Raw genomic sequence first — 16,524 nt, forward strand, 5'->3', positions numbered from 1 at the left:
ATTGTTAAACGTTGTGGCCAATTTCTTCCGTGAATAACGCTCGTAGTAACTAATCAATATAAGCATTGGATCAAGCTCCGGGTGCAATAGACGAATCCGTTGCACCTGAGTTGAGACATGAGCAGACAGACAACGAGGACACAATCGAAATCGAGAGCAGTATTCGTTCGGAGTATAGCTATCGTATTCACGCTTCTTATGATCACGTCGCTCCCCGCGATGGCAGCCGTGGGAGCAAGCGGGGGTCAGGCGGAAGCGACGACGAGCGACGAGCAAGTCGACGCGTCGTTGGCCGACGTCGACGGAGAAACGAAAGAGATAGTCCTTCGCTTCGGAAGCGCTGACGGCCTCTCCTCGATGAGCGAAGATGAAGCCATCGCGGAGATGCAACGACACGCCGAGGTGACGCAAGCAGAGGCGATCCAGCGAGCCGAGCAAACGGACGGAATCGAAGTCAAGAACGACTTCTGGATCGCGAACGCAGTTCTTCTCGAGGTCGACCCCGGCGAAGTCGATCTGAAGGCGTTCGTCGAGGGAACAGGTGCCGTAGACGTCCACGAGAACTTCGAGGTCGAACTAGTCGACGACACGAACGGTACCGAGACGACCAACTCGTCGGACGATGAGTCCGTAACGAACGAGTCGACCGACGAAACGGCGAACGAATCGGCCGACGAACCCGTATCGAACGAATCAGCCGACGAAACCACGAACGAAACAGTCGACTCCTCGGACGACGAGTCCGTATCGAACGAGTCAACCAGCGAAACGGCGAACGAAACCGCTGACGTCGGTGACGAACCCGCTGACGCGGACGAAGCGGCGACTGTCACCGCCGAGAACGTGACCTACGGACTCGAGATGATAAACGCCACCGACGTCTGGGACGAACACGGTACCCAGGGGACCGGAGCCGGCGTTGCAGTCCTCGACACAGGAATCGAAGACGCTCATCCGGACCTCGAGATTGCTCCGGACAACTGGCAGGAGTTCGACGCGTCGGGTGATCCGGTCGAAACCGAACCGAACGACGGGAACGGCCACGGAACCCACGTGAGCGGTACTGTCGTCGGACCGGACGACCCTGATGGCGACGTTCCTGCCTACGGTGTCGCCCCCGAAGCCGAACTCTATCACGGCAAAGTACTGGACGACGCCGGCGGCGGTTCGTTCGCTCAGATCGTCGCAGGGATGGAGTGGGCCGTCGACGACACCGACGCCGACGTCGTGACGATGAGCCTCGGGTTCGACAACTACGAAAGCGAGATGCTCGAACCATCCGAGAACGCACGCGAGGCGGGCGTCGTCCTCGTGGCTTCGATCGGCAACGACGGCCAGGGCGTCAGCGGCTCGCCCGGTAACGTGTACCCGAACTTCGCGAGCGGTGCCGTCGACGAAAACGCGGAGGTCGCGTCGTTCTCGAGCGGCGAAGTCGTCGAGACCGAGCACGCCTATCCCGACGCACCCGACTACTGGCCCGACGAGTACGTCGTGCCGAACGCAGGTGCGCCCGGCGTCAACGTACTGAGTGCAGTGCCTGACGGTGGCTACGACGACACCTACTCGGGAACGTCGATGTCCGCCCCACACAAGGCCGGGATGTTCGCACTGATGGTCTCGGCGTCCGACGGTGAGGCCGACCGAGAACAGCTGTACGAAATCGTGGAAGACACCGCCTGGCAGCCAGAGCACGCCGACGAGGACGTGAACACCGAGTACGGCCACGGAATCGTCGACGCCGCTGCCGCAACCGAGTTGGTTGTCCTCGACAGCGGCATCGATGGCACCGTTACCGACACCGACGGAACGGCAATCGAAGGTGCGACCGTCGAACTCGAAGACAGAACGACGAACACCGACGACACCGGCCAGTACAGTCACATCGCCGCACCAGGCGAGTACACCGTCACCGCCGATGCGTTCGGCTACGAGAGTGCGAGCGAAGGCGTGACGGTCGAAGAAAACGAGACGACGACTCAGGACTTCGAACTGAGTGACGCACTTGACGGAGAGGTCGCCGAGTACCAACCTGACGGTATCGAAGCCGGTGACGAACTCGAGACGACCGTCACCGTCGCGAACGCCGAAACGGTGACCGTCGACTTCGAGGGTGACTACGACGAATCGGACGCAACCCTCTACGTCGACGGCGAGCAAGCCGAGTTCGGCGAAGCGGTCGATCTCGACGGTCCCGTCTCCGACGACGTCACGATCAGCGTCGAGACGACCGAAGACACCGAGGGCGAACTCGAACTCGAGAACACGTTCGCCGGCATGGGCGACGAGATTACGGTTCGGACCGGCTCGACGACGGTCTTCGAGGAGTTCGTCCCGGTCGCCGTCGTCGACGACGACGGCTTCCACGGAGACGACGTCGTGAGCGCTCTGGACGAGGAACTCCCAGCGATGTACGATCCCGGTGTGACCACCTCCGGAGAAGCGATGGAGGACTACGAGGTAATCGTCGTACAGAGCATAGATGACACCGCTGCCGGTGATTTCATCGAAGAAACTGACGGAAGCGACACCGGCGTCGTCTACCTCGACCAGTGGGGTGCCGATAGCAACGGGATTCCCGTTCACTCCGACGTGATGGACGATCCGGAAGCAACGTTCCAGGACGATTTCGTCGTACCGCCGATCACCTACGAACTGAACGCGGATCACGAAATCTTCGAGGGCGTCGGTGAGGCCGGTGACTCGGTCGATATCCACAACGCGGCTTTCGGCGACCACACCTGGTTCGAGGGAACCGACGCCGACGTGCTCGCTGAAACCGGCGTTCAGGGAGCTCCCGTCGGAGACGGCTTCGCCGTCGACGACGAGAGCGCGACGGTGTACGCCTCGAGTCTGGGCTACACGACGTTCGTCGGAAGTGCTGACTACACGGAAAACGCCGACGCGATCCTCGGAAACTCGGTCGAGTACGTCGCTTCGACTGAGGAAACGGAGTCCGAAGAAGTGCTCACGTTCGGCGACGGCGAACACGTCGGTCCAACGAACGGCACGGTCGACGTCGAACTCAACACGACTGCCGACGGCGTCGCTGGCTACGAGACGCAGGTCCACTTCGACGCAGACGTGCTTCAGGTCGAAGACGTCGAAGGCGTCGACATGGATGATCCAATAACTTCCATCGACAACGATGAGGGGACGGTTTCGCTCGCGCAGGCACAGGCCAACGACGTGTCCGAGCCAACGTTCGCCGAAATCGAGTTCGCTATCACTGCCGAGACCAACGGAACCGATTTGGTCTTCGACGAGGAGGAAACCTACCTCAACGACGCTCACGGCGACCTCGAGATCGAACTGGTCAACGGGACAGTCGAGTCGGCCTGGCTGGGTGACGTCAACGCAGACGGCGACGTCAACACCTACGACGTCACGCTGACCCAGCAGTACCTCGCCGGCGAAGAACCGACCGACACGTTCCACGAGGACCTCGCCGACATGAACGGCAACGGCGAAATCGGCCCCGGCGACGTCACGATGATGCTCGAGCAGATCGTCGAGGCCTAACCGAGCTGTACAGCCGCTCAAAATCGCCATACAGCGATTTTTCGACGACTGCGAACTGACTATTTCCGAACTTATAACATTCGAACATCATGACAACGAAATCGAATCGAACCAGATTGCTCGTCATCGCTGCGATCATCGGTCTCGCAGTGGCGACGATGGCAGTAGGTGTACAGGCGGCCGGGGAGTTACCGACTACCACGGACGACGAGACGGTCACACTCGAGTTGCTAGACGAAGACGACGAGACCGTCACGCTCGCGGTGACTTCGAATAAAGCGGACGTCGCCGGCTTCCAGGCGAACGTGAGCTACGCCTCAGACGACACTACAGTAAAGCACTTCGAATTCGGCGATATAGGTGGGTGGAGCAACAACAACACTAATCAGGATGGATACGTGTACCTCACCGAATCGACGACCGGCGACAACAGCGTCGACGAACCGACGCTCGCGACGATCACGTTCGCCGTCGACGGCGACGCCGACTTCGATCTGGTCGAGGACGACACGTCGGTCTCCGACGGTGACGGACAACCGATCACGGGGAGTGACGATGGCGACGACGGTGGCGGCGGAGCAGCGCCGGGCGGTGGCGGTGTCGGCGGTGCCAGCGGTGACGACTCGAGTAGTGACGACGGCGAAGACGGAACCGACGACAGCGACGAGAACGACGACTCGGAAGCCAGTGACGACGAAGACGAGAGCGACGACGACTCGAGTGACACCGACAGCGACGATGAAACTGAGACCCAGACAGAAGAAACGACCACGAGTGAGGAATCGGACTCCGACGACGACGGCATTCCAGGCTTCACCGTCGTCGGAGCGGTCGTAGCAGGGGTGATCGGGCTCCTCTGTCTCGTCACAGTGCGCCGCCATCGCTGACGATGGCTCGGTCGACGTGATCGGCCAGTCGGAACCTCGAGTTCCGATCCCGACAGTTGGCTCGAGGGCACTGACGGTCGTGACATTCATGGCAGCGGCGCGAGTACTGGCTCGTATGGACAGAAATCAGATCATCGCAGTACTGTTCGCGACCCTCATGGCGACGTCGATGATCGCCTGGGGAGGGCTCGCTGCGTTCTAGCCGTCTGTATCCCAGACGTCCGCGAGCGGGCTCGACTTCGAGCCCGAAGATCGAGACGACGAGCGACGCGACCGACCGGACTGGGACGTATTCGCGTCCGAAGTAGTCGAGCGGTCGTTCGTACCCGGGTCCGTGTTACTCATCGCTGTCTGGGGCTCGAAGGCCGGTAGCTCCGGCCTGGACATCCGGTCGACCTGCTGCTCGAACCAGTCCGGCATATCGGTCCGGGCGCGGTCGAACAGATCGAGCAGACTCGAGTCCGCCAGATACGTCGCGCCGTGGTCGTCGGGTGCCCGAATCACGCGCCCACAGGCCTGGATGACCGTCCGAAGCGCGGTTCGGTAGTACCAGGCCCACTGTCCCTCTTCGAGTCGGTGGGCGACCCTCGAGTCGCCAGTGTTGAGGAAGGGGGCCTTGCAGAGGACCTGGAACCGACAGAGGTCACCCTTCAGGTCCAGTGCTTCCTCCATCTTCACCGAGAGGAAGACGTCAGAGCCGTCGCTTGCCTTCCACGCCTCGAGGTCGGCGTCGCGGTTGTCCCGGTCGTGGGTTCGGATGCGGTCGCCGACGCCGAAGTCACGGAGGAGGTCCGCGAGTCGCTCCTGAATGGCATAAGAGTGGGCGTGGACCAGTCCCTTCTCGTCGGGATGGTTCTGCATGATTCGGACGATGGTGCGAGCGATTTTCGGGATCGTTTCGTCGCGGTGCTCGTAGGTCATCTTCCCCTGGGTGACGTCGTACAGCGGCCGGTTCTCGACGGGGAAAGTGTGGCCGACGTCGACCAGCGCGACGTTGTCGGGGTTCAGGCCGACCTGCCGACAGAAGGCGTCCTTGTTGAGGATAGTCGCCGACAGCAGCGCGAACTTGTTGCCCCGATCCCAGACGGTGTGCTGGAGGTACTTCTCGGGGTTCATCGGCTTGATCGTCAGCGAGCCACCTTCCTTCTTCTCGTCGTCGCTCGAGGGCTCGGACTGGTCGACCAGCCACGTCGTCGGGCTCTGGGGGTCGCGATAGTCGGAGACGAACCAGTCGAGTTCACCGATCAGTTCCTGGAGTCGATCCCGTTCGCGGACCTCCGCGGGCGAGAGTGACTCCTGGGAGAGCAGGTCGTCCTTCCGGCGGGTGCAAGTCTGTTCGAGGTTCTCGGCGTAGCGGACGGCTCGCTCGAGGTCGTCGATTTCGGGAACTCGGAGGTCGTCCCAGAACGGCACCGTCCGGGGGCCAAGCTGGATGGTGGCGTACATTTCGGCCCACTCAGCGAGGCCGTGGGCTTCGTCGACGACGACGACGTCGCGTGTCCGGAAGACCTCGCTGCCGGCAGTCTGCATGAAGTAGGCGAGCGTCATCGCCGCGATTTCACGATTCGATGCGATCGCCCGGTCGGAAAAGTACGGACAGCGGTGTTTCACCGAGCAGTCGTACCCGCGCTCGCGGACGCAGGGGGCCTGGTTCACTGGCGTGTTCCGCTCGTCCGGCAGGATGCAGGTGTAGTTCGATTTCCCGCGGATCACGTTGAGGTCGGCGAGCAGGTCGTCAGACGCGACGTCGTCGAGTTGCGAGACCTGTGGGGTCGTGTAGTAGGCACCCGAGCCCTCGCTGGGTTCGGCCTCGTCGACGGTGCGGGCACAGCCGGCGACGGCCCGCGCGAGCAGGGACTTGCCGCTGCCGGTCGGCGCACGCACGAGGACGACGTCGTTACCGGCCGCGAACGCGTCCCGAATGTCCTGGAGGGCCGACTCCTGGTTCCCGCGGTAACTGGGCGCGGGAAACGCCTCGAAGATCCGGTCGGGGTTCACCGTTCGACTCACGGACCGGGGCGATCCTAAAGGCTACGGACCGTCGCTCGTGCTGTGAATTCCGTTCAGTTTAGGAATCGTCTCGAGGATACACCATCCATTGCAACTCCTCTGTACTACCCTCCACGTCCGGAACGTCGACTGTCTGGTCGAAGACCTCGAAGCCGACCGACTCGTAGAACGGCACCAGACCGCTCCGGGCGAACAGGGTGAGTCGGGGGACGGACTGGAGATCCGGGTGATCCACGACCGCGTTCATGAGAACGTCACCGAGCCCCTCTCCTCGGCGGTCGGCCGCGACGATGACATCGTATACGGTCGTATAGTAGGTGTAGTCAGTCACCACTCGAGCGGCGGCGACGAGGTCGCCGTCGTCTTCGACGCCGATCGCGACCTCGGTCTCTGCGAGCGCCGAGCGAACGTCGGCGACCTCGCGGTCTTCCCACCACTCGTAGTCCTCGTAGAGGGCGGTCAGTTCCGGCGCGTCTGCGGGCGAAAGCTCTCGAGCGGTCGTCATCCGGCGGATCCTCTCACCGAGAGCCAAAAACGCCACCGATCCGAAAACGGTTCGTAGGTGGGAGCTACCTGCGGGTAACTGCCCGATTACAAATACGAAATCCGTCCTCGAATCGACGTGCGGAAGGGTCGCTCAGCGGTAGAGCACCGCGGTGCCTTCTGGCCCGCGGCGGCGTTAGCCTCGTGGCGTTCAAATCCCACCCCTTCCGCTTGCGGTGTGGTGCGGTTGCGGTACAGTCGATCGCGTCCCACCGGTGTCAGGGCCGGCTCCAGCGGTCGTCTCCGCTCGCGTCGATACCGCCATTTTTCGGACGAAAACTGAGTACCAGCGGACCGTATCAGGGCTCGGCGAGTCGCGACGTCTCCGCGTCGACTTCCTCGAGTCGCTCGACGTCCTCGGCGGTCGGGTTGTCCGGCAGGACCTCCATACAGGGATAACAGAGCAGGTGGTCCGTGCCGTCCTCGAACTCGAGGGTTATCGCCGACCCCTCGCTGCCGTCGTCCTGGCCGAACGTCCAGATGTTGGCGATGCCGCCGGCGACGGTCACGGTTCGGCCACAGCCGTCACAGGAGTCCTTTGCCATACGCAGGCGTGGTCGCCGAACAGTGAAAATCGTTCCCCTCGATGGTGGGTACGATTATTCACGTCGAGTCCGTATTCGCGGGTATGGAGGTGAACTGCGAGGGTTGCGCGGGCTGTTGTCTCGACTGGCAGCCGCTGCTCGCGGAGTTGACCGACGAACGCACCGTAAGCGACTCGAGCCGTGGACCCCTTCATAGCGGCGAGAAGGGGCGGCCGCCGCTGGACGACGATCCGAACTTCGTCGCGCTGACTCGCGACGAGGTCAGGGGGTTTCTCGAGGCAGGAATGGCGGCCGCGCTGACGCCGCGGTTCTGGTACGCCCGCGACGATGCCGAAGGTGTCTCGATCGACGGTTACGAGGTCGCCGCCGTTTCCGGCCGGCCGGTCTTTTTCGTCGGCCTGCGAAAGCCGCCGAAGCCGGTCGCCCCGTTCGGTCGCGAGGAACCGACGTGGCTGCCGGCCTGCGTCTTCCTCGACCCCGAAACCTTGCAGTGTCGGATCCACGAGGACGACCTGTTTCCCGCGGAGTGTGGGGCCTATCCCGCTCACAATCTCGCGCTCGAGCACGAGACCGAGTGCGAACGCGTCGAAGCGGCCGTCGGCGGGGAACGGTTGCTCGAGGACGACGTCGAGACGACGCCGGAGGATCTCCTGCTTGGCTCGCAGGCGATCGGCGAGAAACTGTTCTGTCATCCCCGGCCAGAGGGCCTCGAGGGGACGATCGGTCGGGTCGCCCAGGGGGAACTCGCGACGGCCGACCGCGCGGAGTGTCTGGCCGTCGCCGCCGCCTCGAGTCCCGGCACGCTCGCGATTTCGGAGTATCACTACGAGTGGGGGAAAGAACGGGCGCTCGACGACGAGAGCGAGTCGTGGGTCGGACCGGCAATCGGGGAGTGGAACGAGCGAGCGGAGGCCGGAGTGGAGCCGACGCCCGAACTGGGTGACGCCGTCGAGGAAGCGCGTGGAGCACCGACGACGCCAGGGTGGGAACTCACCAGTGACGAGTACGGTAGTGACACAATCGAGGAGACCGGCAGCGACGAGCAGTAGTGACGCGCTCGAGAGAGGATTCTATCGGAGTCAGTTGTCACCGCCAAACAGTCGCGACGCTTTCGGTCTCCGTTATCGGGGACGAAGTGAGGAAGAGAATTCCGCCACTCGTCAGTTGGACTTGATCTTCTCGAACTGGTCGAGGAGTTCCTCGGCAGAGTCGCCGGAATCGTACTCTACTTCGCCGTGATAGATAGTCCGCTCGTCGTCGAAGTCCGCATCAACGCGCGAAGACTGATGTTCACGTCGCTCGTGCTCGTCTTCGTCATAGGCACCCATTGACATGGTAGGTATACACACATAGGTGGCAATCATACATCAATGTAACGGTCGTTCAGGTCGATCGTCTCGTAAAAGGTATGCACGCGCGAGCCGAAATCACGGTGTGGCACAGCCGTTGCGCTTTCGCTACTCGCCCGAGAGTTGGAGCGAGCAGCGAGTCAGACGAGAGATTTTACAGCCGCTCCGGTCGAACATCGGAGCCCGTGCAGTTTCGCCGGAGTACGAAATCGGTGCCGACTGGACGACCCATCGTTTCGAGATGAAAAACGGCGACGTCGCCCTGTTCGCCCACAGCGGCGACGACGCCTACTGGATGGGGAACACCGAAACACCCTCCTCGCTGTGGCGAACCGACAAGTTCGGCTGGGACGAAGTCCCCTATCACGTCTCGCGGTGGGCCCAGCGGGAACTGCTCGCGACCCTCTACGAGAACGACCCGTGGCTCGCCGACTACCCGTACATCTCGTGGTTCTTCCTCCCCGTATTCATGTCCAAGGACGGCCGCGAGTCGACGCGTGCGTTCTTCCGGGAACACGCCGCCGGCTTCCCCGACGCCGGTCGACGCGAGACGACCCGCTTCTTCGAGGAGTTTCTCCAGACCGGCGTCTTAGACGAGTACCGACACGTCATGTCCGGCAAACTCGGGACCAGCGACCACGTCGATCGGGTCCGGATGAGCGCCGCCATGGGCGAGTTTATCGCGGCGAAGATCCTGACCGACGCCGACTACGAGATCGTTCCCGAAATCGAGGTGACGACCGGCCACTCGCTGGACTTCCGGGCCAAAGACGGGGAGACGAACAGGTTAGTCGAGGTGACCCGACCTCAGCCGCCGCAAAACCGCAGCGCGGCAGGCCCCGTCGCCGCTGTCCGGGACACCGCCGAGACGAAGACGAACGGACAACTCGCCAAACACGGCGGCGGTGCGACGCTGTTCGTCGACTGCTCGAGTTTCCGTGACGATAACTGGGCGGCGGTCAGGGGCGAACAGCCCGACGTCCGTCACCGGCCGGCCGTCGTCTACCGTGCCCGACCGAACGGCCACGTCGAAGGCTACCGGAAGGGATCGGTGCCGATCGAACTCGATGACGCGATCGACTTTTTCGACTGAGACCGTCGCCACCCCTCGATGAAGCGCATTCGCCGAAGGGGAGCGGTGAGTTCTCACGCTATAGTAACAACTGAAACTGTTTGCACACCGATCGCACCGCTGTCGTGCGATCGGGTGCGCACTGACTTTCAGTGGCTACTATAGTTCTGTCCGGTAGTACGAATCGCCGCGTTGGCGGGAGTGGCATCCGCCCGAAAGATAGATGAGCCAATTACTCTAGATACGGAACGTGTCTCGAGCAACCGGCGTGTCCGGAGGATAGGACAATGGAAATCGACATCCACTCCCTGAAGACGTACAACGAACTCGCGAAAGAGGGCGCGGAATCAGCCGCGAGCGCACTCTCGGAACTGACGGACATCGAAACCCGCGTCGAAGTGACTGACGTGTCGTTGCTGTCGGCGGCCGACCTCCAGTACGAGTTCGACGGACGGGAGTTCGCTGGCGTCAAAGTCGGCTCGGGCGAGCCGCTCTCCGGGGAGACCGTACTGGTCTTCGATGGCGAAGGTCGAGAGACGATCACGAACAATCTCGTCCCCAGCGCCGACCGAGAGATGACCGAAAGCGCGATCCTCGAGGTCGGCAACATCATGGTCAACGGCTTCGTCAGCGGGTGGGCCAACCACCTCGACGCGAGTGTCGACATCTCGCCGCCCGACTACGTCGAGGGGACGGGGATCGGCGTCCTCCCCGAGACTCGGCCCGAATCGAACGAGTACGCCTTCGTCTTCCGGAATCGCGTCGAAGCCGTCGACGACAGCGTCGGCTTCTACATGCTCCTGTTTCCCGAAATCGCTTCGCTCGAGCGGATCCTCGAGAACCGGACGAACGGCGGCATCCCACGCGAGAAACTCGAGGTGTTCACCGAGATGACCGAGCGAGGTGCGACGAAAGCCGCCAACAACGTCACGGCCATGACGGACCTCTCGACGGGCGTCGAGGTAAACCGGCTGAGTTTCGTCCCGATCGCGGATATTCCCGCCCACGTCAGCGACGACCGGCGGGTCGGTACCGCCGTCGAGTACACCGGGACGCCCAGCGGCTATCTCGGAATTCTGTTCGATCCGGCGGCCGCCCGGACCGCCGTCGACGCGTTGCTGTCGGTCGAAAGCGAAGGCGAGTGGACCGACAAGGAACGAAGCGCACTCGAGGAACTCTGTAACGTGATCGCCAGCGGCTTCATCGACGGCTGGGCGAACGTCCTCGAGACGTCGATCAGACACTCGCCGCCGGAGTTCATCGCGGACATGGGCTCGTCGATCATGAGTCCGATCATCGCCGATATCGCACGGACCGAGGAGTACGCGTTCATGCTCGACTCGACGATTCGAACCGGCGAGAGCGAGACGCTGCAGTGTCAACTGTTCGCGCTCCCCCAGAGCGGTGAACTCGAGACGGCACTCGAGGAACTGCTCGTCAAGCGTGCCGGCGAGACTGACGCGGATCCGGACGCCGTTTTCTAGAAAGTCGGGTCGAAAACGTCAGAGTCGACGGGTTCCCCCGTCTGCGGTCCTGACTACCAGCTCTCCCGTCGCCGGTTCGAACGTGACCTGTCGCCCCTCGTTGCCGCCGAGGTCGGAACCGCGAACGGGAATGTTTCGCGACTCGAGGCCGTCGCGTGCCGCCTCGATGTTTTGTTCGCCGATCGGGACGTCGAAGCCGTCGAACTCGAACATGCTGGCACCGCCGGCGAGTTTGGCCCACGCTCGCGTCGGCCGACCGCCGTGTGCTTCGAAGGCAGCGAGCATCGCGTCGAGTCCGGTATCGGCGAACTTCGCGTCGGTATCGGAGTCGCCGTTCGGCGTTACCCGCGCCTTGGGTAGCATGAAGTGCAACATTCCGCTTACCGACCCCGCGTCGTCGACGAGGACGATGACCACACACGATCCTACCCCATTCGTCACTAACGGACGGTCGTCCGTCGAGAAGTCGTACTCCGAGATACCGACCTGGATGGGCGTAGTTCCGGCCATTCGTGTCCTGTTTGTCCGCGGCTGAATCCGGCAGCGCAACCGCAGGTCGTCGCTTCTCGATAGTAGTGTTTCTGGCCGCAACGATTGTCAATTATAGTGAACTATCGATGTCAGGGACAGGACGAGCGGTCGTACCAGCCTCGAAGAGCGGCTTGTCGTCCCAGGTCGGCGTTCGTTCGTGGTTCGCCGACCGAGTTGGCCGAGTGTCAGAATACCGTTATTATAGAATCAGTACACGCAGCCGTAACGAACTCGAGATTCAACAGACTCGTCGGTGAAGAAAGTGGCCGAAAAGCGCCTCACGGGTCGTCGCTAGAACGACACTGCGTCGGGTTTGTACGGGCTGCCGACCGGCGTCGGGTCGCGGTCGCTGTATCCGACGCGGCCGACTGCCTTGTCGCTCACTGCGGCGTAGATTGCGAACCGAGCGTCTTCGGGGGTTTCGAACGTCTCGGATTCGAGGCGAGCGAGTACGTCACCGACCTGTTCGGAGCCGTTCGGGAGTTCGAGAACGCGGTCGCCGTGCGTCTCGATCAGTTCGTCGGTGGTCGCGGGGTACTCGTAGTCGTCGATGACCTCGCCGGTGCCGTTGAGGAGCATTACATCAGATCTTGCGTGAACAATGATTATAAACATTGTCCATAAACGATCTCTAGGCTGACCCCACACCTAATACTACTAGAGGGACCTTCAAGACTCCGATCCGAAGGCCACTACTGAAAACGCCTTTAGGTACAGGACGGCTCGAGTAAACCATGCCATACGCCGATCTGCACGTCCACACGACCCGCTCGGACGGCAGCCTGCAGCGTTCGGAAGTGCCGGCCGCGGCGCGTCGCTGCGGCGTGGACGTCGTCGCACTCACCGACCACGACCGGTTGCAACCGATCGAGGAACCGATCGTCGAAGACGACGGGGTGACGATCGTCAACGGGATCGAACTCCGCGTCGAACTCGACGGCGACGACGAGCCCCTCCCACCGGGTGAGCGGCCGGAACCGGGAGAGCGCGTCGATCTGCTGGCCTACGGCGTCGAACCCACGCCCGAACTCGAGGCCCTGGTCGAGCGGATCCAGCAGGACCGAATCGAGCGCGGGCAGGCCATCGTCGACCGCGTCGAGGATCGACTCGGAATCGACCTCGGCGTCACCGTCGACGACGGCTTCGGCCGCCCGCACGTCGCTCGAGCGATCGACGACCACTCCGAAACGGCCTACGACTACGAAGGCGCGTTCGACGAACTCATCGGGAGCGATGGGGCCTGTTTCGTCCCCCGAAACGTCCCCTCGTTCGACCGCGGTCGGGAGGTTCTCGCAGATGCGTCGCGGCTGGTCGCGCTCGCACACCCCCTGCGATACCCCGATCCCGAGGTCGCACTCGAGCGTGCCGGCGATCTGGACGCCGTCGAACTGTGGTACCCGTACGGCGGCGACGTCGACCTGGAGCCAGTCGAGCGAACGATCGAGCGGTACGACCTGCTCCCGACCGGTGGTACCGACGCCCACGGCGAGGAACTCGGCGTCGAGGGCCTCTCAGAGGAAGCATACAGCCGGCTAGGGTTGTCGACACCACGGGATAGCGGAACGATCGACTGAGAGCGGAGGGTTCAATGCCCCCCAGGTCCTACCCGCGTCTATGAACTGCCACTACTGCGACCGTGAAGCCGCCTTCGCAGCGGAATCCGACGGTCTGAAAGTCGGATTGTGCGAAGAACACTTCAGGGAACGGTTGCAGGAACTCGCAGAGGCAGACGGTCTCGAGAAACTCAAAGAGGAAGTCGACGTCGATCGAGCCGAGTAAGAACGGTTTCTACGCTGGCCAGTTCAGGCCGTCCGACCCGCGTCGACGTCGATCGCGTCGACCGGACAGACGTCGACACAGAGCATACAGTCGATACACTGGGCTTCATTGGCTGGATCGGCCTTCTCCTCGCTTTCGGGATGGCCCGGCGTCTCGACCCACTCGAAGACGTCTACCGGACAGTCCTCGAGACAGGCGCCGTCAGCGATACAGAGGTCGAAGTCTACCGCGACGTGGGTCCCGTGGATGCCCAGTTCGTCGGGTTCGTCGACCGGTCCCCAGACGGCGTGGCCCTTGTGTTCGTCGACCTGTTCACGGTTTTCGTGAAACTGTGGATCTATGGCCATTGCTAGCAGGTAGAACGACGGACGTATACTTAAAGCCACGGACTCGAACCAGTTCGAGAGCCGGTGACGGCCGTGTTTCGACTCGAGCGGCTGGGTTTCACCAGAACAGGGATTCGATAGTCGGTGGCAGTTCCTACTCGTTGGAGTCGATCAACGCGTGCTCGAGTCGGTCGTCGAGCAGTTCTCGCATCCAGACGGCAAAACCGTGGTCGCGGCCGTACGTCCAGACTGCCGTCTCGTGGACGACGTCGGGGAGGTCGCTCTCCTTGACGGCCGTCGCGACGACGGCCTCGCCGTCGACCAGCAGCACTTTGCCGGGGTACTCGTCGTAGAGGACGTCGTTCGTCTCGAGGTCGTCTGTAACGATGACCGTCGCGTCCGATACCCCGTCCCGGAACGCCTCCGCCTCGTCTGTCGTCGCTACCTCGACGGTCACGTCGACGCCTCGTTCGACCGCGGAACGCAGGTGATCGTACATCTCGGTTTCGCGGTCGATCGCTTCGGCGCTGGCGACGACCAGGTGGATCGACTCGTCGGCTGCCTCGAGGAACGTCCTGACGCGATCGTCGACGAACTCGGAACGAGAGATCTCCCACGTCCCCTCCTTTTGCTCCGATTCGGGCGATTCGAGGTCCTCGAGAGCGTTTTCGACCGCGTTGATCCGCGAGTTGTAATCGTCCTGGATGCGTTCGATCGCCAGGTCCGTCGAGACGGACTGGTACTCTCGTGGGTCGGACTGCTGGATATTGACCAGCCCCTTCCGGTCGAGGCGTTCGATCGTGTCGTAGACGCGAGAGCGGGGAACGTCGGCGATCTCGCTGATCTGTCTGGCCGTTCCCGACGGGATGCGGGCGAGGGCGACGAAACACCGCGCCTCGTACTCGGTGAGGCCGAGTTCGGTCAGCGATCGGACCGCTTCCTCGCTCGTGGACACAGTAGAGGTGGAATCCCTGGGTCCTAAAAGTCGGAGCTTTCTACTGAATCTCGTAGCTGTATTACTCGCCGAGCATCCGAAACTCGGTGCCGCCACAGGGACAGCCGTCGGTGCTTCCGATCGGCAGAAGCGTCTCCTCACTGGTGATTCGGACCGCCATAGCGCGCCCACAGTCGACACACTGGGCTGCGCCTCGCGTCCGTTGTTGCACGGTCATTGGCCGACGTATGACGGGATAGCTTATAACGCAATTGCGAGTACGGTGGCGACAGCAGTCCGTGTGCTTCGATCGTAACAACACCCTGTACGATCGGTCTCGAGTCGGTCAGTACCCAAGCGAAAGCGCCCAGTTGACGGCCAGGGCACCGAAGACGACCACGAGCAACGCGCCCAGCACCGCAAAGGAAACGCCCCAGCCGAAGAGGTCAGCAAGGATGCCGGTACAGACCGATCCCAGGGCCCCGACGAAGCCGTAGGCGGTCCGGACGAGCCCGAACCCGGCACCGCGTTCCTCGTCGCTCAACACGTCCATGAATCGGGGCAACAGTGCGGCTCCCCAGCCGAGTCCGGTGCCGACAAGCACCACTGCAACCGCGAGCGCGAGCGGGCCGGAGACGCCGACAAGCAGGGCGAAACCGGTCGACGCGAGGACCATACAGCCCGCCGTCGCCAGGTCGCGACCGTACCGATCCGAGACCGCGCCGACGCCGACCTGCGTGATCGCCTGGACGACGAAGTAGCCGGCGAAGACGACGCCGGCGAGTTCTGGCGACTGTTCACGGTGTTCGATGAGAAAGGTTGGCAGGAACGACGACGTCGCCTGCCAGACGAACGCCGCGAGAATCGCAAGGACGACCGGGAACGCGATCTTCGGCCGCGAGAGCAACTCGACGAGCGGCGCCAGCTCGAGTCGGTCGGCGACCGGTTCGTCGGGCCGTTGTGGTTCCGTGGGGCGAACCCGCCAGGCGAACAGGAAAAAGACCGGAATCGCAATCGCGGCCCCGATAGCGATGGCCGGTCGCCAGCCGTATCGAACGGCGATCCAGGCGACGATTGGCGGCGCGATCAGTCCCGCGAGCGGGCCGCCGCTGTTGTGGACGCCGATCGCAGTCCCGATTTCGTCGTAGGTCCGCGCAAGCAGTGTGGTCGCGACGCTGTAGTGGAGTCCGGCGACGGCACCCAGGAGGATGGTCCCGAGCAGAAAGACGGTGAAGAGAGGTGCAACGGCCAGGAAGACGCTCGTCGCGGCGGTTCCGCCAACGGCCACGAGAATCACGATTCGTTCCCCGTGACGATCCGCGAGCAGGCCACTGGGGAACTGTGAGAGGAAGTAGGCCATCCACATTCCCGTCAACGCGATTCCGATCACCGAGTTCGAGACGCCGAACTCGTCGGTGACCATCGGCACGACGGGACTGATCGCCAGTCGACCGACCATCGTCGCGAAGAACGCGAGCGTACACAGCGCGAGTACGGTCTCGCTGTATCGCCAGCGCATCATCGCTGCTTCTCACCACGTCCGCG

Annotated in this window: 17 protein-coding genes and 1 tRNA gene; 8 read left to right on the top strand and 10 right to left on the bottom strand. The window is 62.7% G+C overall.

Features of this window, described 5'->3' with window-relative positions:
* The first annotated feature begins 219 nt into the window (after positions 1-219).
* Together BLR35_RS14350 and BLR35_RS14355 are read left to right on the top strand one after the other, a co-directional pair.
* Positions 220-3,519, top strand: a complete 3,300-nt coding sequence (locus BLR35_RS14350; RefSeq protein WP_090384123.1) for a S8 family serine peptidase — start codon at positions 220-222, stop codon at positions 3,517-3,519.
* A gap of 89 nt (positions 3,520-3,608) precedes the next feature.
* Complete coding sequence (locus tag BLR35_RS14355; protein ID WP_090383350.1) at positions 3,609-4,406, top strand: cohesin domain-containing protein; 798 nt, start codon at positions 3,609-3,611, stop codon at positions 4,404-4,406.
* 198 nt (positions 4,407-4,604) lie between these two features.
* On the opposite strand, the gene BLR35_RS14360 is transcribed toward BLR35_RS14355, so the two are convergent.
* Positions 4,605-6,404: a helicase C-terminal domain-containing protein gene (locus BLR35_RS14360; protein WP_090383353.1), complete on the bottom strand. Its 1,800-nt coding sequence runs from the start codon at positions 6,402-6,404 to the stop codon at positions 4,605-4,607.
* Between the two features lie 70 nt (positions 6,405-6,474).
* A complete protein-coding gene (locus BLR35_RS14365) occupies positions 6,475-6,921 on the bottom strand; it encodes a GNAT family N-acetyltransferase (RefSeq protein ID WP_090383355.1) in 447 nt (148 codons plus the stop codon).
* Positions 6,922-7,042: 121 nt separating this feature from the next.
* On the opposite strand from BLR35_RS14365, the gene BLR35_RS14370 reads away from it, so the two are divergent.
* Positions 7,043-7,129: transfer RNA gene (locus BLR35_RS14370), tRNA-OTHER, on the top strand.
* 129 nt (positions 7,130-7,258) lie between these two features.
* On the opposite strand, the gene BLR35_RS14375 is transcribed toward BLR35_RS14370, so the two are convergent.
* Positions 7,259-7,504 (bottom strand): DUF7561 family protein, encoded by a 246-nt coding sequence (locus BLR35_RS14375; RefSeq protein WP_090383358.1) that lies wholly within the window; start codon positions 7,502-7,504, stop codon positions 7,259-7,261.
* Between the two features lie 83 nt (positions 7,505-7,587).
* On the opposite strand from BLR35_RS14375, the gene BLR35_RS14380 reads away from it, so the two are divergent.
* A complete protein-coding gene (locus tag BLR35_RS14380) occupies positions 7,588-8,553 on the top strand; it encodes a YkgJ family cysteine cluster protein (protein WP_090384125.1) in 966 nt (321 codons plus the stop codon).
* Between the two features lie 111 nt (positions 8,554-8,664).
* Here the strand turns inward: BLR35_RS14380 and BLR35_RS20750 are convergent, their stop codons facing one another.
* Positions 8,665-8,838 (bottom strand): DUF5786 family protein, encoded by a 174-nt coding sequence (locus BLR35_RS20750; RefSeq protein ID WP_170831041.1) that lies wholly within the window; start codon positions 8,836-8,838, stop codon positions 8,665-8,667.
* 100 nt (positions 8,839-8,938) lie between these two features.
* On the opposite strand from BLR35_RS20750, the gene BLR35_RS14385 reads away from it, so the two are divergent.
* Complete coding sequence (locus BLR35_RS14385) at positions 8,939-9,946, top strand: DUF5784 family protein (protein WP_090383360.1); 1,008 nt, start codon at positions 8,939-8,941, stop codon at positions 9,944-9,946.
* A gap of 266 nt (positions 9,947-10,212) precedes the next feature.
* Complete coding sequence (locus BLR35_RS14390) at positions 10,213-11,409, top strand: chemotaxis protein CheC (protein ID WP_090383362.1); 1,197 nt, start codon at positions 10,213-10,215, stop codon at positions 11,407-11,409.
* An 18-nt stretch (positions 11,410-11,427) separates the two neighbouring features.
* On the opposite strand, the gene BLR35_RS14395 is transcribed toward BLR35_RS14390, so the two are convergent.
* Positions 11,428-11,919, bottom strand: coding sequence for a chemotaxis protein CheD (locus BLR35_RS14395; RefSeq protein WP_090383365.1), 492 nt, complete (start codon positions 11,917-11,919; stop codon positions 11,428-11,430).
* Between the two features lie 312 nt (positions 11,920-12,231).
* Entirely contained in the window at positions 12,232-12,519 is a 288-nt protein-coding gene (locus tag BLR35_RS14400) for a DUF5789 family protein (protein WP_090383367.1), read from the bottom strand.
* 155 nt (positions 12,520-12,674) lie between these two features.
* On the opposite strand from BLR35_RS14400, the gene BLR35_RS14405 reads away from it, so the two are divergent.
* Positions 12,675-13,514, top strand: coding sequence for a PHP domain-containing protein (locus BLR35_RS14405; RefSeq protein WP_090383370.1), 840 nt, complete (start codon positions 12,675-12,677; stop codon positions 13,512-13,514).
* 40 nt (positions 13,515-13,554) lie between these two features.
* Positions 13,555-13,719: a DUF6757 family protein gene (locus BLR35_RS20755; RefSeq protein ID WP_170831042.1), complete on the top strand. Its 165-nt coding sequence runs from the start codon at positions 13,555-13,557 to the stop codon at positions 13,717-13,719.
* A 23-nt stretch (positions 13,720-13,742) separates the two neighbouring features.
* On the opposite strand, the gene BLR35_RS14410 is transcribed toward BLR35_RS20755, so the two are convergent.
* The 4 genes from BLR35_RS14410 to BLR35_RS14420 form a co-directional block, all read right to left on the bottom strand.
* Positions 13,743-14,066: a 4Fe-4S dicluster domain-containing protein gene (locus tag BLR35_RS14410; protein WP_090383372.1), complete on the bottom strand. Its 324-nt coding sequence runs from the start codon at positions 14,064-14,066 to the stop codon at positions 13,743-13,745.
* Between the two features lie 133 nt (positions 14,067-14,199).
* On the bottom strand, positions 14,200-15,000 hold the full coding sequence (locus BLR35_RS14415) for a TrmB family transcriptional regulator (protein WP_090383375.1): 801 nt from the start codon (positions 14,998-15,000) through the stop codon (positions 14,200-14,202).
* Between the two features lie 61 nt (positions 15,001-15,061).
* Positions 15,062-15,217 carry a hypothetical protein gene (locus BLR35_RS20760; protein ID WP_170831043.1) on the bottom strand — a complete coding sequence of 52 codons (156 nt, stop codon included), beginning with the start codon at positions 15,215-15,217 and terminating at the stop codon, positions 15,062-15,064.
* A 108-nt stretch (positions 15,218-15,325) separates the two neighbouring features.
* Positions 15,326-16,498 (bottom strand): MFS transporter, encoded by a 1,173-nt coding sequence (locus tag BLR35_RS14420; RefSeq protein WP_090384128.1) that lies wholly within the window; start codon positions 16,496-16,498, stop codon positions 15,326-15,328.
* Between the last annotated feature and the right edge of the window lie 26 nt (positions 16,499-16,524).

The organism is Natronobacterium texcoconense (assembly GCF_900104065.1).
Taxonomy (GTDB): Archaea; Halobacteriota; Halobacteria; order Halobacteriales; family Natrialbaceae; genus Natronobacterium; species Natronobacterium texcoconense.